Below are 20,983 nucleotides of genomic sequence, written 5' to 3'. Positions count from 1 at the left end.
ACGTCTTCAGTATCAGAATCAGCGGATTCTTTGAACAGTTGGAGCACCGAAAGTACTACAGTTTGGAAGTCGAGTGGGGAAGACCTGGAAAAATGGGCAGGATCAGAACAGTAACTGTCCTGATTTTCAGTATATTGTATTTTATCAAAGATTTTTTTTCGGACATTCGCAAGATATATCCGTCGTGTTTTGGTTGGTATTTTGTACCTTCATAGCTATATGTTTAAGACAACATAATTTACCTAAAGTAGGCCGGTTTTCATAAGGAAAATCGGCTTATTTTGTCTCAAGAGGCCATTTTTTTCTTAACTTAATAGCATTGGCCTCCTCCCGGGCCAGGCTTATTGTTGCTGCCAGCCTCCGCCCAGTGCCCGGTACAGATTAGTGATGCTCTCCAGTTGCTGTATCTTCAATTCGATATAATCCAGCTCAGAGGAAAGCGCATTGGACTGGCTGTTGATCACGTCCAGGTAATCGGCGTAGCCTACCTTAAACATGGTGTTGGCATTGTCTACCGAGCGCCGCTGTACCAGGACTTCATCGGTTTTCAGGGCGAGTTCCTCATCCAGGGTGCTGTAGTCATTGACCAGTGTGAGCACTTCCAGGTAGCTGTCCAGAACGGTTTGCTCATAATCGTAAAGGGCGATTTTTTGGCGGGACTTCGCTTCCTGATAGGCTGCTTTGATCCTGTTGCGGTTAAAAAGCGGTCCGATCAGACCTCCCCCAAGCTGGTAAGCCATCGATGCCGGGTTGAGAAATAGCTTGCTGAAGTCAAAAGCATTGAAACCGGCCATGCCATACAGGTTGAGGGTAGGGAAAAAGGCCGTTCTGGCAATGCTTACCTCCAGGTTGTTGGCCTGCAGACTTTGTTCGGCGGCGCGGATATCCGGTCGCATCCGCAGTAAATCTGCCGGCAGGCCGATCTCCAAAACCTCCGGCAATACGTCAATTTCTGAAAGGGATTGACGGGATATATTTTCCGGATAGGTGCCCAGCAGGTAGGCCAGGTTCAATTCCGTCTGGCGCAGCTCCCGGCGTTTTCTTACCAGCAGGCCCTTGGAGTTGAGCATCAGGGCTTCAAACTGGTCTATGGACAATTGACTTTCCTGACCGGCATTCTTCAGGCTTTTTCCCAATTCAAATGCCTGCTCCTGAAAAGCGATGTTGGACAGCAGCGTTTCGATCTCTTCGTCCAGACCCACGATCTTATAGTAGTGATTGGCGATTTCCGCTACCAGCCAGGTTTGCGCCAGATGGGTCATTTCTTCAGCGGCCAGGTAATCCGCCAGGGCTTGCTTTTTCTGCATGCTCAGCTTTCCCCAGATATCCAGCTCCCAACTGAAGGCTGCCCCGATCATGAAGTCCTTGTAGGGGACAGGGATGCGTTTGTCCTCCGGTACTGTAGGCGAGCGATTGGTGTCATCATTGCCCACCCCATCCATGGTATAGTCGCCAAACTTCGTTACAGCTGCTCCCGTCTGCAGGTTGATTTCCGGGAGTTGGCCCATTTTGGCCCTGCTCAGATTAGCCCTTGCGATCCGGACCTGGGCCAGCGTTTTGGCCACATCCTGATTGTTTTCCAGGCCCTTTTTGATCAACTGCTGAAGCAGGGGATCGCGGAAAAAGGCCTCCCAGTGGGTGAGCGCCATACTGGCACTGTCAGCAGCAGCGGCTGTCTCCGGGTAGGATTGAGGCGGCTCCAGGGAGCTGACGGGGGTGTCCTGCTGCACCTTACAGGAATACAATCCTAAAAAAACAAACAGTAGGATGTACTTTATCGGTGTAGTATTCATAAAATCTGACATTCGCGTTAGGAAGTTTTTAAACTGTTGGCGGCTACAGCATGGTCTGCGGATTGGGCTTCCGGCTGCTTTTTGAAATAGGCAGCCAGGGACTCAAATACCACAAACAATCCCGGAATCAGGATGATACCTACAAAAGTCCCGATAAACATCCCACCTGCCGCTGCTGTGCCTATGGTTCTGTTGCCCACTGCACCTGCACCTGTGGCCAGGGCAAGCGGTATCAGTCCGCTGATAAAGGCGAATGAGGTCATGAGAATAGGGCGAAGTCGCTCTACGGCCGCATGGATGGCAGATTCCAGGATTCCCATGCCCTTCTGACGGGATTGCACGGCGATCTCAATGATGAGGATGGCATTTTTACCCAGCAATCCGATCAGCATGATCAGGGACACCTGTGCATAAATGTTGTTTTCCAGCCCGGTAAGGTACAGCAGGAAAAAGGATCCGAATACCCCTGCGGGCAGAGACAAAATAACTGGAAGGGGCAACAAATAGCTTTCGTACTGAGCTGCAAGCAGCAGGTACACAAAGAGCAGACAGATCAAAAAGATGTAAATCGCCTGATTGCCCGAAGCGATTTGCTCCCTGGTCATACCGGACCAATCGATGGAGAAGCCTCTGGGAAGTATGGAAACCGCTGTTTCTTCTACTGCACGGATCGCATCCCCACTGGAATAGCCCGGCGCAGCATCTCCATTGATCATAGCGGATATAAACATGTTGTACCGGGTGAGCTGTTCAGGACCATATACCCGCTCCAGGGTCACAAAATTAGAGTAGGGGACCATTTCTCCCTGCTTGTTTTTGGTGTACATCTTCAGCAACGCTTCCGGATTGGTGCGGAACTCGGGGGAGGCCTGAAGCATTACCTTGTACATCTGACCAAACTGGATAAAGTTGGAGCTGTAGTAGCTTCCGATAAAACTTTGCAGCGTCTGCATGGACGCACGAATGTCTACGCCCAGTTTGGCGGCCTTGTCATGGTCTACCCGGAGTATATACTGGGGAAAAGAAGGGTCAAAATTGGTAAAGGCATCCTGTATTTCAGGCCTTTCTCTCACGGCTGTCAGAAAATTGTCTACCGTCTGAGCGGTAAACTCCAGGTCACCTCCGGTCTTGTCCTGCATCTGCAATTCAAACCCTGAGGCATTGCCAAATCCCGGTACGGGCGGCGGACCAAAAAACTGTATCGAAGCACCGGTGATGTGGTCTGTTCTTTCCTGATATTTTTCGATCAATTCATTGACATCCGCCTCCCGGTCATCCCAGCCGACCAGATTGATCATGCCCATGCCATAGGAAGCGCCGGCAGTTTCTGTGAGCAGGCTGTATCCGGCCAGGGTAGAGATGGTTTCCACTTCCTCAAAGGGCAGGATGGAGGCCTGTACATCATCCATGATTTGCTGGGTCCGGTCCATGGTAGAACCTGGAGGAGTGGTCACATTCACGTAGATCATTCCCTGATCTTCATTGGGGATGAAGCCGCTGGGCAGGACGAAGGTCATGCCATAGGTAAGGGCAAAAAACAGGATCAAAATGCCAAAAGTTAGTGCTTTTCTTCCTGCGGTTTTCCCGATGAGATGCGCATATTTCCCCGAAAAAGCATCGTATTTTGCGTTAAAAGCGGTAAAAAAGCGGCTCATCAGGCCTTTTCCTTTTTCGTGATGCACCGGCTTCAAAAGCAAACTGCATAGTGCGGGAGAAAGGGTCAGGGCATTGATACCCGAAATGACAATGGCGATGGCCAGGGTCAGGGAAAACTGCCGGTAAAAGATCCCTACTGGTCCGGATAGAAAACTTACCGGAACAAATACGGCAGACATGACCAGCGTAATTGCAATGATGGCCCCTCCGATTTCCTTCATGGCGGCGAAGGTAGCTTCTTTGGCGTTCATCCCGTTTTGATGCATTTTTACATGCACGGCTTCCACCACCACTATGGCATTGTCCACCACTATCCCGATGGCCAGTACCATGGCAAACAGGGTCAGCATGTTGATGGAGAATCCGAGAAGGCCCATAAAAAAGAACGTTCCGATAAGTGAAACAGGTACTGCAATGGCTGGAATAAGGGTAGACCGCCAATCCTGAAGGAAAATAAACACCACAATGGATACCAGTAAAAAGGCCTCTATCAGTGTTTTTACCACTTCCGAAATGGAAGCATCCAAAAAGCGTGAGACATCATAGGAGATATTGTATCTCATGCCCGGAGGAAAGGAGGAGCCCTGAAGTTCTTCCATCTTGTCCTTGATGTTTTGAATCACTTCCCGGGCATTGGAACCGGGACGCTGTTTGATCATGATGGAAGCGGAGGGCTGCCCGTCGGTCATGGATACCATATTGTAATCTTCGGAATCGAACTCGACTTCAGCCACATCCCTGATTTTCAATAGTGAGCCATCAGGGAGGGATTTCAAAGTAATGTTTTCATAATCTTCTTCAGCATTGAATTTTCCGGTGTATTTGAGCACATATTGCAGGGCCTGAGGGTCCCGGTCGGAACTGATACCCGATTTGCCGGGAGCAGCTTCTACATTCTGGCTTTGGATGGCCTCACTCACATCCTGAGGCGTAAGGTTGTAGGCCACCATCCGATCGGGATTCAGCCAGACACGCATGGCATAGTCCCGGTTGCCCATGATCTCTGCCCGGCCCACACCATCGATCCGTTTTAGCTCTGGCAGAATATTGATATCTGCAAAATTATATACAAACTTTTCATCCTGCGTGCTATCGGAGGTCATGAGGTTCAGGTAGAGCAACATGGAGTTCACCTCCTTTTCTGTCATTACCCCTGCCCGGATGACTTCTTCCGGCAATTCATCCACTACTGTCGCCACCCGGTTTTGCACGTTTACCGCAGCCTGATCAGGGTCTGTACCTACGCTAAAAAATACGGTGATCACCGAAACGCCATCGTTCGTATTTACGGAGGACATGTAAGTCATGCCGGGTACACCGTTGATGGCCCGTTCCAGTGGGGTGGTCACTGCTTTGGTGACTACCTCGGCATTAGCTCCCCGGTATTGGGAGGTGACCGTTACAGAAGGAGGTACGATTTCAGGGAATTGCGTTACGGGTAACCCGAATAATGCCAATAAACCGATCAAGGTAATCAGTATAGAAATTACCGTTGACAGTATGGGTCGTTTTATGAATAAATCAAACATGTGTCAATGGAGTTTGCAACCTGCTATAGCGGCAGGTCTAATGAACGGTAGACTTCTTCTTCGCCAATGGGGTTGGGTTTTACCGTGGCTTCATCTTTCAGGAGCTGGATGCCCTCCAGCACCACCTTATCGTTCGTGTTAAAATCCTGAGCCACATAGTACAGACCGTGCCGCATGAGGGGGCGGAAACTCCTTACATTTACCTTGTTTTCTTCATTTACCAGATATACATAGTTGTATTCCTGAATTTCAAAAGTTGATTTCTGAGGGATCAGGTAGACATCATGCAGCTCATTGCTCATCTGCACTTTACCGCTGGCGCCGTGTTTGATCAGGCCGTCTGGATTGGGAAACCTTACCCGTAGGGCGATGGAGCCGGTACCCTGTTCAAAATCCGCTTCCATGGTTTCCAGCCTGCCTTTATAGGGATACTCTATGCCATCTGAAAGAATCAGGGATATTTCCTCCTGTTCTCCCTGCAGGGTCTCCCGGACCTGTTCGTTCATTTGTTCAGTATCGGCATTTTTGTCCAGCTCTCCCCGCATGTATTCCAGGTATTCATTCTCGGTGATGCGGTAATAGGCAAAAATTTCGCTGATATCCGTAATGTTGGTCAGCAAATCCCCACTCTTCACCAGGGAGCCGGTTTTGTAAGGAATGCGGTCTACTATTCCATCGAAAGGAGCCCTGATGGTGGTATAGGACAGTCCTACCTGTGCGTTTTTCAGCATGGACTCGGCTTCAAGGATGGCAGACTCAGCCATTTGTTTTCTGGATTGAGCCAGCTCCAGTTCGGAGGCTGAATAGATCTTTTTATCCACCAGCACTTTGAGCCTTTCCACTTCAAGGCTTGCGGCTTTCTCTTCTGCCTTCGCCTGCATGAGCTTGGCCGTTGCAGAATTTACCAATTCGTTGTATTCAGCTGAAGATAATTGAAAGAGTGCTTGTCCTTTTCTTACTTCCTGGCCCTCGTCCACATAGATGTTTTCCACAAATCCTTCCAGTTTTGAACGAACTTCTACAAACTGTATGGCCTGCAGGTCACATACATAGGTTTGCGGTACTTTGATATCTTTTGGTGTCAGCGAAAATACAGGCACCTCCAGGAGTTCAGCATTCTTCTTATTCTTGCCCCGCCCCTCGCTACAAGAGGCCAGGACTGTGCCGAACAGCAGCAGTGCAAATAGTGTCGACAGGGATTGGCAGGGGCGATTCACGATACCGGAAAGCCGAAGCCATTGATTTTTCTTACTCATTTCAGAAATGGATTTAGACAAACAAATAAACCAGAACAATACAACCCGAAAATGTATAGCAGGACTGTCCAGTCAGGCCAGTCTCCGGATAATGCTGTTATTTGGGTATTTTGGGATTGAAGAAAGGTATGGGACCAATGCATGCAATGCATGCTATTGTCAAAAAATCAGTATTTCACGGAGCGTTGGTCCAGACAAAAAGGGATACAATTTGTCGGATATGATCCGGGGTAAAAAAGGGGGGGAATGTGTCGGGTGTCACCGCATGCAAAAGCAGCAACAAATGGAAAGGATTGTATCGCAGGTAAAACGATGGAAGCATCAAATCCCTGTTTTGCTGGTTGCCGGCAAAGCTTCGGTTCAGGGAAGTAGGGAAATCAACAAAATCAAATTCCGAAACATCGATATGTATGCCTGGTGCGGGGAATTGGTGAATAGCCTCCTCACCCTCAGCAACCGATAGCCCTATTAAAAATACTGCCAGCAGGTTGGTGAAAATATTCCTGTAACATATGGTTGTGATATTTTTTCTTCCCCATTTCACAGTGCAAATTTAATAAAAAAAATACCGGCAAGCTTACCACTCATATAGCAAAACAGACGCTAAAAAGAAATAACAAGGGCTTTTGCAGGAGTTTGTCCTCATTGCCACAAGAGGATGGTAAATCCCGCATTCACAGAAAAGGTATCATTTCTTCGCTGCCGCTTACCGCCCTTATTCGAATTCTAAAAAATCAGGATCACCCAGGCAATATCAGCTTCCCAGCCAGATGTATATCAGGACGGTCGTCAGACAAAGGATGGCGGCTACCGGTTTGGCAAATTTCCAGGGTTTCATCTCCAGTACCGGTGGTCTGCTCACAAAATTGTTTGGTTTTCCGGGGAAATACCGGCTGATAAAAAGCATCAATAGCAGGTTTAATACAAATTCAATGGCCCATATGTGGATGAAATGGATTCCGGTGTCGAGGGAAAAACTCGTGATCAGATAAAATGTCAGACCGGTAAACAAACCCACCTTGGCTGCCCTTGCCGTCACCTTAGGGATAAAAAATCCCGCAATCAATATGGAAGCGATGGGGATAAAGAAGATACCATTAAGCTGCTGCATCAACTGGTAAAGCCCCTCAGGAGCATTTCCTACCAGGGGTGCAACCAAAATTGCCAAAACGGCCAATACCAGAGAGCTGAGACGACCCACGCGTACCAGCCGCTTGTCGGAGCAATCGGGCTGTAGCCATTTTTTATAAATGTCCAGACTGAAAATGGTCGCGGCAGAATTCAAAACACTATTGAATGTACTCAAAATGGCTCCCAACACGACGGCAGCGAAAAATCCCAATAACCCTACAGGCATCACCCGGGTAAGTAAAACCGGATAAATGAAATCCTGATTGTCATAGTATTGTTCGCTGTAATAATAAAATGCGATAATGCCAGGCAATACGATGATCAGCGGTATCAGGATCTTAAACAAGCCGGTGAGTAAAAGGCCTTTTTGAGCCTCCGCCATGTTTTTGGCGCCAAATGCCCGCTGGATAATGGTCTGGTTCATTCCCCAAAAATAGAGTTGGTTGATCATCAATCCGGTAAAGATTGTGCTGAAGGGAAGCACGGAATCTTCCTGTCCGATGACGTTAAACTTTTCAGGTGCAAACTCATAGACTTTACTCATCCCCCTGATTAGGTTTCCATCCCCTATATCCCAGAGCGCCAAAACCGGCACCATCAGACCGCCTATGACCAGGCCCACGGCATTTACCGAGTCGGAAAAGGCTACCGCTTTCAGTCCACCGAAAATGGCATAAACCGATCCGATTACTCCAATGGTGACCACTGTAATCCAGATGCCCTCCGAAAGGCTCACCTGAAGCACTTCAGATACATTGAAAATACTTTCCAGGTTGATGGCTCCGGTATACAAGACAATGGGGAGCAAGGTGACAACAAACGAAAGCATTAGCAAAAAAGCAACGATAGTTTTGGTGCCGCTGTCAAATCTGTTTTCCAGATATTGCGGGATAGTGGTCAATCCCATTTTGAGGTAAATGGGAAGAAAATAGAGTGCGGCAATCACCAGGGCAATGGCGCTGGTAACCTCCCAGGCGATGATGATCATGCCGTTTTTATAGGCAGAACCGTTGAGACCAATCAAATGCTCGGTGGAGATATTGGTCAGTATCATGGAGCCTGCAATAACGCCACCGGTAAGTGAGCGACCTCCCAGGAAGTAACCATCACGCGAACTGATATCGTCTTTTCGTAACTTGTACCAGGAAAAAAACGCAACAAAAAGTGTAAAACCTATAAAGGTGAGGGCGGTAAGCATGATTTCTTATTAAAATTGCTGCCCGGTCCCAAGTCCAGGCAGCAATATGTTTTCGTTTTTCTAAAATTCTTACATTTAAAATTTCATAGTGGCCGGCAGGTATTTTGCCACCAGGTCTTCGTAATAGGGTCTCAGGGCTTTTGCATCAGGTGGCACCGGTACCTTTGAATACAGGTCATAGGGATTGAATTTATCTACCCATTTAAACATTTCCCTGTCGTGCTCGCTCAGCAGGTGATCATAGGCTCCCTCCCTGTGTTGGGCATAAAAAGAGTGGTACCGTATCATGTACAACGCCGGTTCCGGCAAGTAATCTTTGACCATCTGATACAGGTATTCGTCGTGCCCCCAGGACATCATGACATTGTCCAGGCCTGTATTGGGCTCGTAAACCCCGTACTTGCTATTAAATTGCTCGTTTTCTGAATCAGGATTGTTCTGGAAGAATTCCGGATATACGATTTTTTCTGAATGCCTGCAGCCTACCGGAAAAGTGTCTCCCACCACAGCCCATTGGGGTTCACCAAACAGGCACAATACCTTGCCCATATCATGAATAAAGCCGGTCAGGACAAACCAGTCCGGATGCCCGTCGGCACGTATGGCTTCTGAGGTCTGCAATAGATGCTGCAACTGGTCCAGGCTGATGTCCGGGTCGGAGTCATCCACCAGCGTGTTCAGGTAGTTGATGGCATCCCAAAAAGGCATTTCCTTTTTGTCAAACTTCAGAAATTCGTCCCGCTTCCTGCTGACAAAATCATAGGTCTGGTATTGGTGGTTGAGGCGATAGAATTCCCGAACGGTATCTACCCGCTCAGAATCATGGTAATTTCTGTAATCTTCCCGCCCCTTTGCCTGTTCTGATTTGGGTTTGGGGTAGCGCACTTTCAGGTCTTCTTCCCATTCTTCTATGTTTCCAAGCGGAGCATTTTCCTTCTCTTTAAACTGCTTTTCCATGATTCACAATTGATTAATTTCTTTGGCTTAAATTTAGAGAAAACATATTACATTTTTTTATGATCTGCTCCTTTTTCGGTATTTATTGCCTTCTGGAGTTTTTGCTGTATGGCTTTCAGTGTCTGGCGGTTTGTCTCTGCGCTGGATTTTATTTCCATAATTTTAGGCTTCAGGGAATCGTGGAAAAAATCTTTCAGACAAACGTTGAGCTGGGAGATGGAGTTGATGCTTGTATAATCGAAACCCATTTCGCCGGCCAGGTTTTTGGCTTCCAGGTGCTGGTGGGTTTCGAAGTATTCTTCCAATTCCGGCAGGTTAGCCGGGCCTTCTATCATTCGGAATATTCCCCCACCATGGTTGTTAAACAAGACGATTCGGAGGTTAGCGATGGGGTATTGGTGCCAGAATGCATTTCTGTCATAAAAGAAAGCCATATCACCGGTGATCAGCGTCACAGGCGCTTTGGTAGTAAAGGTGCATCCCACAGCCGTGCTGTTGCTGCCGTCGATGCCGCTTGTTCCCCGATTGCAGATGACTTCCGTCTCCTGTACGCCCAATCCCAAAAAATTGACGTTCCTTACGGCCATGCTGTTGGCAAGATGCAGTTTGCCACCGGCAGGCATGGCAGCCAGCAAACAGGACAATGCGCTGAGTTCACCAAAAGCAGCTTTTGCGATTAGCTGGGGTAGATGCTTTTTTACGACACTATTCTTCTTCTCCCAGTTCTGCCTGAAAACGGAGTCGATTACCGGTCCTTCCTCAAGCAGATACTCCAGAAAGACTTCTGGCTGAAGCCGGATTATCCGGTTCAGGTGCTGAAAGGAATCAGGAACCTGACCCGCCGGCTGTATGTGCCAGTGGGACAGGGGACAGGCTCTGAGGAATTTTTTCAATGGCTTTGAAAGGATGGACTTGCCAAAAGTGATCAGTAAGTCAGGGGCCATCTCATTGTGATTTTCCGGTTGGAGGCCAAAAAAATCATGGTGCACTACAGCGCCTTCCTGTGCCATATTGCTGATCACATCGGTGACCAATACTGCCTTCTGTACCTTGACCAGGGCGGCCAGCGTTTTCCTGATTCCGGCATGGGGTACCTGCTGGCCGGGAAGGAGCAGAATTCTTTTGAAACTCTTCAACTGATCTTTCACACTCTGGCTAAGTTCATTGCCGGCAGGAAGATTGCCAGACTCCAGTTCCAGACTGGGCTCCAGTGCTGTGATTTCGAAGTTGTAACTTTCTTCCGGCAGGGGATAAAAAGGCTCCCTTAGAGGGATGTTGATATGCACCGGGCCTGGAGGATACGAGCCAGCAAGTGCAATTGCTTCTTTTGCTATTCGCTTTGAATGCCATAATTTATCAGGAAGTGAGGCATCATCGGGAAAGTTGAAACTGCCCTTTACATGAGACCCGTACATGTTTTGTTGGTGGATGGTCTGCCCGTCCCATTGGTCTATCCATTCTGCTGGCCGATCTGCAGTTAAGACCAGCAAAGGCACCTGCTGATAAAAGGCTTCGGCGATGGCCGGGCCGTAATTGAGAGCTGCCGAGCCACTGGTACAAACCAAAACTACAGGCTTGCCAAGTTGCTGGGCCATGCCCAGAGCGATAAACGCTGCCGATCTTTCATCAGAAATGGTCCGGCAATGCACCTCCGGATGCCGGATAAATGCCAGAGACAGGGGAGCACATCTGGAGCCAGGTGAGAGTATGGCCTCAGAGATGCCGCTCTTAGCACAAATCGAAACCAGGTGGGTGATTTGAGGGAGTATCAAGAGGGGTTTTTGGTTTTGATGATTTTGGCAATGATATTACATTTCATTTCGGTTTCTTCCCATTCTTTTGAGGGGATTGAATCTTCTGTAATGCCGGCACCCGCGAATAGCAGGGCTTCTGTGTTTTCCAGCTTGGCACACCTGAGATTGACATACAGGGCAGTCTCTCCCTCCATGTTTACCGGGCCGATAAATCCGGAAAAATAAGACCGGTCAAAAGTTTCGTTTGCCTGTATAAAAGATAGCGCGGCTGTCTTGGGCATGCCACATACCGCAGAGGTAGGGTGGAGCAATTGCAGCATTACCGTGCCGAGCTGGGGGAAGTTAGTGGCTTTCATGTCTACCACAAACTCAGACTTCAGGTGAAGTAAGCCACCTGCTATGGTAGTCTTTGGTCCCAATTCAAGATATTCTCTGAGCCGGATTTTTTTAAAGCAATCGACGATATAGCGGCTCACCAGGGCCTGTTCTTCGATTTCTTTCTGTGTCCAGGCGACATTTTTTAAAGGGTTGTCCCCTTTGGCTTTTTGAGTGCCAGCCAATGCCATGGTATAGAATTGATCACCTTTGGTCTGGATCAGTGTTTCGGGACTGGCCCCGATCCAAAAGCCGGTGGATTCGCTGAAAAAACAATTGATAAAGGCATTGGGATAAGCCTCACAGAGAGATAGAAAAGTACCTGCCAGATCAAATGTGTCACTCAGCCTGACTTTTTTAAGTCGCGCAGGTACAACTTTGTTGAGTGTGCCGGATTGTATGGCCCGAATGGCTTTTTCCACCGTCTGTATAAAATCTGATTTCGCAGATACCTTGTGCTTTTTGCCAGAGGGAAAACGGCGTATGGTGTTGCGGATTTTTTCCGTCAGGTCTTCTCCGGTTTTTTTAGACACCGAAAAATCGAAGTCCGGAGATTGCTCACCCTTCAGATTGTACCGATAATGGTTGCTGGCTTTGATAAAGAAAGGCTGGTGTTCCGCTGAGAGAAGAAAAGGATGGATCATAAATCCCGGCGGCAGATTATCCAGGTCAATGGCAGGTTGCTGGATTCCATCCTTGTCCTCATCGATGATGACCTCTATAAATGGCTGCTTCGGCTTTTTCCATATCGCTATTGGCAGGTGCCCGTCAAGGGCTTTGGACAAAAGCGTTTCCAGAAATATTTCTTTGGTGATATCTGCTATCGTATTGGTAGTCTCCATTACATCTTACTTTTCAAGTATGGCCAGGGTGATGCGGCTGATGCAAGATAGTATGTCTGCGGAATCCTTAATTTTTATCTCCCAAACCTGAGTCTTCCGCCCCAAATGTATCGTTGTGGCTCTTCCCCTGATCAGTCCGTCCTTAACGGGTCTGAGGTGGTTGGCGTTGATTTCCAAACCCACCGCGTAGTATTTGTCTTTTTCAAGCGTGAGAAATGCAGCCAAAGATCCAAGACTCTCTGCCAGAACCACGCTGGCCCCTCCGTGTAACAATCCAAAGGGTTGTTTGGTTTTGGCAGTGACGGGCATGGTTGCTTCCAGAAAATCATCGCCGAAGGCGGTGTATCGGATATCCAGAAAACCGGTCATGCTATCCTTTCCCAGTTGATTTAAAAAATCCAGATCCGGTTTTTCTCTAAATATCATGTTTTGTGAAATAAAATTTTTTCCTTTGGTTTTGAAATCAAAAATAGAGAATCTTGAGCAGTAAAAAAATATTTGTGGTCCGCCACGGACAAACCGATTACAACCGCAAAGGCGTGGTACAGGGGAGTGGGATCGATGCTCCCATCAACGAGACTGGCCGGCAACAGGCAGATGCCTTCTACGAAAATTTCAAACATATTCCCTTTGATCACATCTATTATTCCTCGCTCCAGCGAACCCGGCAGTCCATAGAAAAATTTCTGGAAGCCAGCGTTTATCAGGAAGAGTTGGCCGATTTGAACGAAATTTCCTGGGGCAATTACGAGGGATTACCCATGGATCACGACGAAAACCAATACTACCTGGACATGTTGGCCAATTGGTCCTCCGGGCAATTGGACCACAAAATAGAAGGTGGGGAGTCTCCCCTGGATGTGGTCATACGGCTCAGGAGAGCAATGGATCATATTCTGAGCCAGGGGGGTAACCATATACTGGTATGCATGCACGGCAGAGCCATTCGCATTCTGATGACGGTATTGCTCGGATATGATTTGCGCTATATGGATGTGTTCAGGCATGAAAACCTATGCTGCTATGAGCTGCACGAAAGGGATGGAGGAGAGCTGTTTCTATATGAATACCACCCCTCTCCGGTGAGAAAGGTAAAAGCTATAGACTGAGTTTGATGGTGGCTACTTTCTTCTTTGATTTTCCTTCTTCCGTATTGGAAAGCAAGGTCTTGAAATTGTCCTGACATTCCTGCAAGTCTATGATGCGGAAAGCAATGTGCTCAAGTGGGACTTCCCGGTCGGGAGATATCTCGATCAGCATACTGCCCATTTCGCAGGCTGTCCAGTCGGCGAAGGGAACGGTGACCAGTAAAGCTCTCTCAGAGTTTCCTGCATAGGTCTTCGTTTCAAAGGTGTTTAAAAAATTCAATTCAACCTTGGCAGGACTGGATTTCAGGTTTTTTAGTTCCGTTTCATCAAAGATGATCAGAAATGTCTTCTCAGGACTTTCCTTTGCCAATAGGGACGAAGTAAGCCCGAGTAGGAATATCGCAAAGATGGCTTTTCTCATAGGTTCGTAATATATGTAAAAATTATATACGAAACAAAGCGGAAAAAGGATTTTGCATGCAAAAATAAACCGGAAATTTTCCGGTTTTGGCAGCATTCTTATGCTTTAGATCTTTTTCTTTTGGGAGTTGGCTCCTCGACGATCTCATCTTCTACACCAGCCAGTATCCTGCCACAATGTTCGCATACGATGATTTTTTTCCTTTCTCTGATTTCTGCCTGCCGCTGCGGAGGTACAATGTTGAAGCATCCGCCACAAGCTCCCCTTTTTACCAAAACCACAGCAAGTCCGTTTTTTGCGTTGTTTCGGATTTTTTCGTAGGACTTGATCAGTCGGTCGTCTACTTTTTTGGCAGCCTTTTCTCTTTCGGTTTTCAGCTTTTTCTCTTCTGTTTCGCTTTCAGCGACGATCGTGTCCAGCTCTCCTTTTTTCTGATCCAGGTCATTTTGCCGGTCTTTAAGGGTTTCGTTAAGCTCAGCAATATCCTTTTGTTTTTCCTCTATTCTTAGCTGTGCTTCTGCAATTTTCTTTTTGGAAACCTGTATCTCCAGATCCTGTAATTCCAACTCCTTGGTGATCGCATCGTATTCCCGGTTGTTCCTTACATTCATCTGCTGATCCTGGTATTTTTTGATCAGTTTTTCAGATTCCTTGATGGCATCTTTGTGTTTTTTTATTTCCTCTTCTGTAGCTGTGATATCTGAATTGAATTTGCTCAGGCGTGTTTCGTACCCTATAATTTCATCTTCCAAATCCTGAACTTCTTCGGGAAGGGCTCCCCTGACCTTAAAAATAGCGTCTAAACGTGAATCAATATTTTGAAGGTTAAGAATAGCTTCTAGTTTTTGTGCGACCGGACTTTCCATTTACTAAAGGTAACTTATTGGATTTGTAACTACATTTGTCAAATAGGTTGCAATATTACTAAATTTTTGCGACAATAAATCTTTTAAAAGTTCTTTTGTGTAAATTTCACTCTCATAATGTCCAATGTCTGCCAATAATATTCTTTGGTCCGCATCGAAGAATTCGTGGTATTTGACATCGGCGGTGACAAAGACGTCAGCGCCTGATTTAATAGCCTGACCCAGGAGGAAAATTCCTGCCCCACCACAGATGGCCACGCGGCTGATTTTTCGGTCCAAAATGGCTGTATGCTTCAATACCTGAAGGTCCATGGAATCTTTCAGATGTCTGAGAAAATCCATGCCGGAAAGCGGCTCTGCCAAATTGCCTATCATGCCTGCACCTACTTCCTGATGCGCATTCTGCAATGGCTGTAAGTAATACGCCACTTCTTCGTAGGGATGGGCGTTTTGCAGGGCCTGAAGGACCTTTGTCTCCAGATGTGCCGGCAGCATCAACTCTACTCTTTTTTCTGCTACCCGCTCTTCAGTTCCCCTGCTGCCAATATGGGGTCTGGCATTTTCCAGGGGGAGAAAAGTCCCCTGCCCCTCTGTCTGGAAACTGCATCGGGCATAATTGCCAATGGTTCCGGCTCCGGCCTCATACAATGCAGATAACACCTCGTCTGTATTTTTTCTGGGGATAAAAGTGGTCAATTTGCTAAGCAGGCCTTTTTTCGGAGCCAGTATTTTTGTGGCGGAAAGCCCGATTTTCTCTGCGATTTTCTGGTTGACGCCCCGATAGACGGCGTCAAGATTGGTATGGATCGCATAGATCGCAATGTTTTCTTTTATGGCTTTTATCACCGTGCGTTCGACATAATCCCTGCCTGTGAGCCGCTTGAGTCCTTTAAAAACGATCGGGTGATGGGCCACGATCAGGTTGCAACCTTTTTCTTTGGCCTCAACCACGACGGCTTCGGTTACATCCAAACAGCAAATAATTCCCTTCACCTGATCGGCCGGATCGCCTACAATCAGGCCGGCATTGTCGTAACTTTCCTGATAGCTGGTGGGTGCGATGGATTCTAAATGGGAAATGATATCCTTAATCAAATAAACCATATATTTGCTTTTGTTTTTCAGTCAAAATTACAAAAAAATCCACAATGCGTTTGCCAGACTTTTTGTTGTTCCCGTTTGCCTGCTTGTATGATGGGGTCACTGCTTTCCGAAATCACTTGTTTGAGACCGGGCTCAAAAAAAGTCAGGCTTTTGATGTGCCTACTATCGTTGTAGGCAATCTTGCAGTGGGAGGTACAGGCAAAACGCCTTTCGTGGAGTTTTTGATCAGGTACCTTTCCAGCTCCTTTTCACTGGCTGTATTGAGCAGGGGCTATGGTCGCAAGACAAAGGGTTTTATTCTGGCCGATGAAACTGTGGGACCTGAAGAAATTGGTGATGAGCCTTACCAGATGTATGCAAAATTTAAAAAGCAGGCTACTGTAGCTGTGGGCGAGGAAAGGATACTGGCCATCCCAATGATGCTGGCTGCATCTGAGGGTTTGCAGGCCATCCTTCTGGACGATGCTTTTCAGCACCGCTACCTGAAAGCCGACTGGTATATTTTGCTGACCAGTTACCAAAGACCTTTTTACGAGGATCACCTGCTGCCCCTGGGCAGACTTCGGGAGGGGAGGCGGAATGCCAGCCGTGCGGGTATGATCCTGGTAACCAAATGTCCGGAGAACATGACGGCACAGGAAAAAAATTCAATGACCGCAAAAATTGTCAGGTATGCGGGCAAGAACGTGCCGGTATACTTTTCCGGATTGAAATATGGGAAGCCTTATTCGCTGCGGGGTGGAGAAGCAGATCCAAATACAAACCTTATCGTCGTCACGGGCATTGTGGACCCTCAGCCCATGGTGCAGGAGCTGGCCGAAAACCACCATATCCTCAAGGTGATGTCTTTTCCGGACCACCACTGTTATACAGAGCGCGATATGCAGTCCATCAGGAGCCTGTGTGAGGAATACAAAAGTAAAAAGCCAGCCGTTATCACTACCGAAAAGGACGCCGTGAAAATCCGGGACAATAAATTATTGAATGTTTTGGAGGATTTTGCCGTTTTTGTTTTGCCCGTAGCGCTTCATATGGGAAGCAAGGATAAACAGGAAATCCTTCAGAAAATGCATGAAATCATAAATTTAAAAAGTTCCGGTGTTTACAATTAGAATGAGATCCTTTCTTGCTGTTTATACAGTCCTGCTAATGCTGGGCTCGCCTTTACTGGCACAGCAAACGACTACCGAAGACGAGGATGAGAGCAGTCCAAGGCGGGGTTTGCTGGACGATTCCACCAAAATGGTCTACGGGCCGAATACCTCTCTTTATTTCTACGAGAAATCTGTCAGAAACAATCGCTTGCAGAAAATAGAATTGGACACCTCCCTCACCGGTTTTCACAATTATGAGGCAGTAGCAGATACCTGGTACAAATACCAGGATCTTGCTAATCTGGGTACAGCAGCAAGGCCCATTTTTTATGAGGTGCCCAGGCAGATAGGTAGTGTTTCCGGCTTTAATGCCTATGACCTGTACCACAATGCAGCAGATAGTATCCGCTATTATGATACCAAATCGCCACATACCAAAATTGCGGCATTTTTTGGAGGGGGAAATCGCAATAAGCTGGATGTGGAATTTGTCAGAAACATCAAGCCAAATTGGAATGTAGGGATAGCATACCGGACCATCAGGGCCAGAAAGACCCTGAATCCTACCCGAAGGGATGACAATAACGTGGTCAATGATTCCTATGAAATGCATACCAATTACCATTCTGAAAACGGGAAGTACCGCCTTTTGGCGGCCTTCACCAGAATGAAACACAATGTCAACGAACAGGGAGGAATTATCCCGCCAGAAGTGGATACCACCTCTTTGTATTTTACCTATGAAGATTCCAAAGTATGGCTCAGAAATTCCAGAGCGGTAGATCTGCGCCAGGAATACCACCTCTACCACGAATACCAGTTGCTGAAGGGTTGGCAGGTTTACCATATTTTTGACAAAAAGAAGCAGGAAGTCACTTTTTTCAGCAATCTCGGCTCCTCCGATGCCGCCTTTTTCAATGAAAACAGGTTCAATTCTTCGGATACTACCCTTGTCCACAGCAAAACCGATACGACCAATAATCACAATCACTTCTCAGTGTGGAAAAACGAGGTAGGGTTTAAGGGTGATTTTGGCCCGGTCTATTACAATGCTTACCTGAAGTTTCGATCCGGAAGAATGGCCAGCCGGTTTTTTACCAGCAACAATACCTTTACCGAATTGTACCTGGGTGGAGCATTGAGGGGAGAGATCAACGAAAATTGGGTGTTTGAAGCTGAGGGCGAATACCTCATACCCAACGGGTACCGGGTCAAAGGGTTGTTTATTTCTCCGATTCTGGATGTCAGTTACACCAAAGCACTGTACAAACCGAGCCTGGCTCAGGAACGCTATATGGGAAATCACTACCGCTGGGACAATGACTTTGCCAATACCGGTGTGGATCAGGTACAGGGTACGATTAAGGCAGATTTTACCCATATCAAATTGAGGCCCAACCTGACCATAAACCGCATCAACAATTACACGTTTTACAATGAGGAGCAGGTGCCGGAGCAGGTTTCCGAAGAGGCTTTTATGGTGATACCGGGATTATCGGCTCATTTCGTGTTTGCACGTAAAATCAATTGGCAATCTGAAGCCTATTATACGCTGGTTACTGGGGGAGCGGCCGAAAAATTCCGGATACCCGAGATCTTTGTCAATAGCCGTGTATTTTTTGACGGGCCACTATTCGATGAAAACGTGTATGTACAACTGGGCCTGGAACTGAGGTACCGTTCCGACAATTATTCCCCCGCTTACATGCCCGCTACCCAGCAATTTTACCTGCAAAATGATTTCAACGTGTATGCCTATCCGGTAGCTGATGCATTTCTGAACTTCAGGATCAACCGCACCCGGGTCCTTTTCCGGTACAACCACCTCAATGCAGGTTTTATGGAAAACGACGGCTATTTTGTGACACCGGGATACACCGGATTGAAAAATATGCTCGACCTGGGGATCAGTTGGTATTTCTTTGATTAAATTTGGACATGAGTTGGCAGGAATCTACACAGCAAAAGATGTTGCACCTACAGTTGCCTACCGATCCCCGATGGGTAGACGTGGCTAAAATGAGGCTGGAGGATATATTGGTTGACCATGCGTATTGTGAGCAGAAAGCCGCTTCTTCCTGTATTTCGCTTATCATAAAGTTTCCTGAATTTGACCGCATGGTGGATGTGCTCAGCCCGGTGGTGGCAGAGGAATGGGAGCATTTTGAGGCGGTGATGCAGCAGATCCGGAAGCGGGGCTACTCCTTTGGTCATCCCAGGAAGGATGAATACGTGATGCAGCTACAGCGTTTCGTGCGAAAAGGTGGCAGCCGGACGGATCAATTGACAGAACACCTGCTCATGAATGCACTGATAGAGGCCAGGTCTTGTGAGCGATTCAAAATCCTCTGGAAAAATCTTGAAGATGAAGACCTGCAGCAATTTTATTACCGCCTCATGGTATCCGAAGCCGGGCACTATGTCAATTTCATCAATCTTGCCAAAACCTATCAGGATCCTCAGCAGGTAGAAAGGCGCTGGGAAGAATGGCTGGCATTCGAGAAAGAGGTCATGGAGCAGCTGACCATCAGAGGAGACCGGATGCATTAGCTCTGGCCGCTATCCGTTAAATTTCCTGAATTACTTTGTGCGAATGCAATTATTGGTTAATATTATCGAAATAGTTGGTCCCTTTGTCCGAAAGCGGCCATTTACCTTTGAAGCATGGATTTGATCGAAAACATTCGGGAGGCCTTCCGGTCGGTAAGAAGCAATCTTCTCAGAACCATTTTAACCGGTTTGATCATTGCTATCGGGATCACCTCACTGGTGGGAATGCTTACTGCCATAGATGCGATGAAAGCGCAGATTGAGGAAAGTCTTTCTGGCTTCGGTGCAAATAATTTTGATGTCCGCAGCAAGCGATTTTCCGGAGGACGGGCCACCTCTTCAGGTGTAGCCGCAAAAAATTATCCGGACATTTCCTTCCGGGAAGCAGAGGCTTTTAAAAATGAATATCAGGAATGGGGTAGGTCCACCATTACCACTTCCGTGACAGGGTCAGCCGAAGTAAAAAGAGGCTCAAAGAAGACCAATCCGAATAGCCGCATCATCGGCGGAGACGAAAATTATTTCCTGATCAAAGGTATCGCAGTGGAAGAAGGTCGTAATTTCAGTAATGTAGAGATTCAATATGGCAACAATGTATGCATCATCGGTACTGAAATTCAAAGCACGCTCTTTGAAAAAGGGGAAAATCCCTTAGGCAAATTCATTTCTTTTTTTGGAAAGCGCTACACCATAGTAGGGATCATGGAAAAGCAGGGAGGGGTAGGAGGAAGTTCCGGAGCCGACCGGGCCATTGTCATTCCGATCCTTAATGCCAGAAATCTGGATAGAAGCGGAACGTTTCGGTATACCATTACGGTGGCTGGCAAAGACCCGCTCAAGTTGGAGTATGAAATGGGGCAGGCTACCGGTATCATGCGGGCGATCCGGGAAGATGGTATTGGAATGGAAGACTCTTTTGAAGTGGTCAAGTCACAAACTTTGGGAGAAAGTCTGGAGGAGATTGCAGGTTTTCTGCGGATCGGTGGCTTCGGTATTGGATTTATCACCTTGCTGGGTGCAGCGATCGGGCTGATGAACATCATGCTGGTATCTGTAACCGAGAGGACGCGGGAGATTGGGATCCGAAAGGCGCTGGGGGCAACACCTCAAAGAATCCGGCAGCAATTTTTGATCGAAGCCATCGTGATCTGTGTACTAGGTGGTTTGCTTGGCGTACTGATGGGCATTGGCATAGGAAATCTCGTGGGTAATTCTGTAGGTCCCGGAGGCTTTTTGATTCCCTGGGTATGGATTATATTTGCCTTCGTGGTCTGTGTGCTGGTTGGCTTATTTTCCGGGCTTTTGCCGGCTTATAAAGCCAGCAGACTAGACCCTATCGAATCATTGCGCTACGAATAATCGAATGAAA

General features: G+C 47.3%; 18 protein-coding genes. 6 read left to right on the top strand and 12 right to left on the bottom strand.

Annotated elements, in window-relative coordinates; translation table 11 throughout:
* A partial coding sequence (locus BUB19_RS24425) for a hypothetical protein (protein ID WP_218588588.1) occupies positions 1-215 on the top strand: 215 nt, incomplete at its 5' end.
* A gap of 126 nt (positions 216-341) precedes the next feature.
* Here BUB19_RS24425 and BUB19_RS22840 read toward each other — a convergent pair.
* From BUB19_RS22840 to BUB19_RS22800, 9 genes are all read right to left on the bottom strand, one after another.
* Entirely contained in the window at positions 342-1,805 is a 1,464-nt protein-coding gene (locus BUB19_RS22840; protein WP_245802932.1) for a TolC family protein, read from the bottom strand.
* Between the two features lie 5 nt (positions 1,806-1,810).
* Positions 1,811-4,978, bottom strand: coding sequence for an efflux RND transporter permease subunit (locus tag BUB19_RS22835; protein ID WP_073098073.1), 3,168 nt, complete (start codon positions 4,976-4,978; stop codon positions 1,811-1,813).
* Positions 4,979-5,001: 23 nt separating this feature from the next.
* Entirely contained in the window at positions 5,002-6,234 is a 1,233-nt protein-coding gene (locus BUB19_RS22830) for an efflux RND transporter periplasmic adaptor subunit (protein ID WP_084097590.1), read from the bottom strand.
* Positions 6,235-6,409: 175 nt separating this feature from the next.
* The gene (locus BUB19_RS24035) at positions 6,410-6,778 is read right to left on the bottom strand and encodes a hypothetical protein (protein ID WP_143156139.1); all 369 of its coding nucleotides are present in this window, start codon (positions 6,776-6,778) and stop codon (positions 6,410-6,412) included.
* 210 nt (positions 6,779-6,988) lie between these two features.
* Positions 6,989-8,563, bottom strand: a complete 1,575-nt coding sequence (locus BUB19_RS22820; RefSeq protein ID WP_073098069.1) for a solute:sodium symporter family transporter — start codon at positions 8,561-8,563, stop codon at positions 6,989-6,991.
* Between the two features lie 75 nt (positions 8,564-8,638).
* Positions 8,639-9,520, bottom strand: coding sequence for an inositol oxygenase family protein (locus BUB19_RS22815; protein WP_073098068.1), 882 nt, complete (start codon positions 9,518-9,520; stop codon positions 8,639-8,641).
* Between the two features lie 47 nt (positions 9,521-9,567).
* The gene (menD, locus tag BUB19_RS22810) at positions 9,568-11,292 is read right to left on the bottom strand and encodes a 2-succinyl-5-enolpyruvyl-6-hydroxy-3-cyclohexene-1-carboxylic-acid synthase (RefSeq protein WP_073098066.1); all 1,725 of its coding nucleotides are present in this window, start codon (positions 11,290-11,292) and stop codon (positions 9,568-9,570) included.
* Complete coding sequence (locus BUB19_RS22805) at positions 11,289-12,491, bottom strand: chorismate-binding protein (protein ID WP_073098064.1); 1,203 nt, start codon at positions 12,489-12,491, stop codon at positions 11,289-11,291. The genes menD and BUB19_RS22805 overlap by 4 nt, the downstream gene beginning before the upstream one ends.
* A 6-nt stretch (positions 12,492-12,497) precedes the next feature.
* Complete coding sequence (locus tag BUB19_RS22800; protein ID WP_073098063.1) at positions 12,498-12,917, bottom strand: hotdog fold thioesterase; 420 nt, start codon at positions 12,915-12,917, stop codon at positions 12,498-12,500.
* A gap of 53 nt (positions 12,918-12,970) precedes the next feature.
* On the opposite strand from BUB19_RS22800, the gene BUB19_RS22795 reads away from it, so the two are divergent.
* Entirely contained in the window at positions 12,971-13,600 is a 630-nt protein-coding gene (locus BUB19_RS22795) for a histidine phosphatase family protein (RefSeq protein ID WP_073098061.1), read from the top strand.
* Here the strand turns inward: BUB19_RS22795 and BUB19_RS22790 are convergent.
* The 3 genes from BUB19_RS22790 to BUB19_RS22780 form a co-directional block, all read right to left on the bottom strand.
* Positions 13,590-14,000, bottom strand: coding sequence for a hypothetical protein (locus BUB19_RS22790; RefSeq protein WP_073098059.1), 411 nt, complete (start codon positions 13,998-14,000; stop codon positions 13,590-13,592). The genes BUB19_RS22795 and BUB19_RS22790 overlap by 11 nt on opposite strands.
* A 98-nt stretch (positions 14,001-14,098) precedes the next feature.
* Positions 14,099-14,866 (bottom strand): zinc ribbon domain-containing protein, encoded by a 768-nt coding sequence (locus BUB19_RS22785; RefSeq protein WP_073098058.1) that lies wholly within the window; start codon positions 14,864-14,866, stop codon positions 14,099-14,101.
* 3 nt (positions 14,867-14,869) lie between these two features.
* Positions 14,870-15,970, bottom strand: a complete 1,101-nt coding sequence (locus tag BUB19_RS22780; protein ID WP_073098056.1) for a Nif3-like dinuclear metal center hexameric protein — start codon at positions 15,968-15,970, stop codon at positions 14,870-14,872.
* Between the two features lie 44 nt (positions 15,971-16,014).
* Here BUB19_RS22780 and lpxK point away from each other — a divergent pair, with 44 nt between their 5' ends.
* The 4 genes from lpxK to BUB19_RS22760 all read left to right on the top strand — a co-directional run bounded on the left by lpxK (position 16,015) and on the right by BUB19_RS22760 (position 20,973).
* Positions 16,015-17,082: a tetraacyldisaccharide 4'-kinase gene (gene lpxK, locus BUB19_RS22775; RefSeq protein ID WP_073098055.1), complete on the top strand. Its 1,068-nt coding sequence runs from the start codon at positions 16,015-16,017 to the stop codon at positions 17,080-17,082.
* Positions 17,069-18,994: a putative porin gene (locus BUB19_RS22770; RefSeq protein ID WP_317041604.1), complete on the top strand. Its 1,926-nt coding sequence runs from the start codon at positions 17,069-17,071 to the stop codon at positions 18,992-18,994. Before lpxK ends, BUB19_RS22770 begins: the two co-directional genes overlap by 14 nt.
* 8 nt (positions 18,995-19,002) lie before the next feature.
* Positions 19,003-19,614 carry a MiaE family protein gene (gene miaE / locus BUB19_RS22765; RefSeq protein ID WP_178371565.1) on the top strand — a complete coding sequence of 204 codons (612 nt, stop codon included), beginning with the start codon at positions 19,003-19,005 and terminating at the stop codon, positions 19,612-19,614.
* 114 nt (positions 19,615-19,728) lie between these two features.
* A complete protein-coding gene (locus BUB19_RS22760) occupies positions 19,729-20,973 on the top strand; it encodes an ABC transporter permease (protein ID WP_073098051.1) in 1,245 nt (414 codons plus the stop codon).
* Positions 20,974-20,983: the final 10 nt, after the last annotated feature.

Source organism: Cyclobacterium lianum, from assembly GCF_900143075.1.
Taxonomy (GTDB): Bacteria; Bacteroidota; Bacteroidia; order Cytophagales; family Cyclobacteriaceae; genus Cyclobacterium; species Cyclobacterium lianum.
The sequence above is the reverse complement of the archived record's forward strand: the minus strand, read 5'-3'. Positions and strand labels throughout refer to the sequence as shown.

Bases quoted from the DNA above. Each gene is read 5' to 3' on its own strand.
- BUB19_RS22815 (WP_073098068.1), bottom strand. From the start codon at position 9,520: ATGGAAAAGCAGTTTAAAGAGAAGGAAAATGCTCCGCTTGGAAACATA.
- BUB19_RS22800 (WP_073098063.1), bottom strand. From the start codon at position 12,917: ATGATATTTAGAGAAAAACCGGATCTGGATTTTTTAAATCAACTGGGA.
- BUB19_RS22805 (WP_073098064.1), bottom strand. From the start codon at position 12,491: ATGGAGACTACCAATACGATAGCAGATATCACCAAAGAAATATTTCTG.
- BUB19_RS22835 (WP_073098073.1), bottom strand. From the start codon at position 4,978: ATGTTTGATTTATTCATAAAACGACCCATACTGTCAACGGTAATTTCT.
- BUB19_RS22780 (WP_073098056.1), bottom strand. From the start codon at position 15,970: ATGGTTTATTTGATTAAGGATATCATTTCCCATTTAGAATCCATCGCA.
- BUB19_RS22820 (WP_073098069.1), bottom strand. From the start codon at position 8,563: ATGCTTACCGCCCTCACCTTTATAGGTTTTACACTTTTTGTTGCGTTT.
- BUB19_RS22840 (WP_245802932.1), bottom strand. From the start codon at position 1,805: ATGTCAGATTTTATGAATACTACACCGATAAAGTACATCCTACTGTTT.
- BUB19_RS22790 (WP_073098059.1), bottom strand. From the start codon at position 14,000: ATGAGAAAAGCCATCTTTGCGATATTCCTACTCGGGCTTACTTCGTCC.
- BUB19_RS22785 (WP_073098058.1), bottom strand. From the start codon at position 14,866: ATGGAAAGTCCGGTCGCACAAAAACTAGAAGCTATTCTTAACCTTCAA.
- miaE (WP_178371565.1), top strand. From the start codon at position 19,003: ATGAGTTGGCAGGAATCTACACAGCAAAAGATGTTGCACCTACAGTTG.
- BUB19_RS22760 (WP_073098051.1), top strand. From the start codon at position 19,729: ATGGATTTGATCGAAAACATTCGGGAGGCCTTCCGGTCGGTAAGAAGC.
- BUB19_RS22830 (WP_084097590.1), bottom strand. From the start codon at position 6,234: ATGAGTAAGAAAAATCAATGGCTTCGGCTTTCCGGTATCGTGAATCGC.
- lpxK (WP_073098055.1), top strand. From the start codon at position 16,015: ATGCGTTTGCCAGACTTTTTGTTGTTCCCGTTTGCCTGCTTGTATGAT.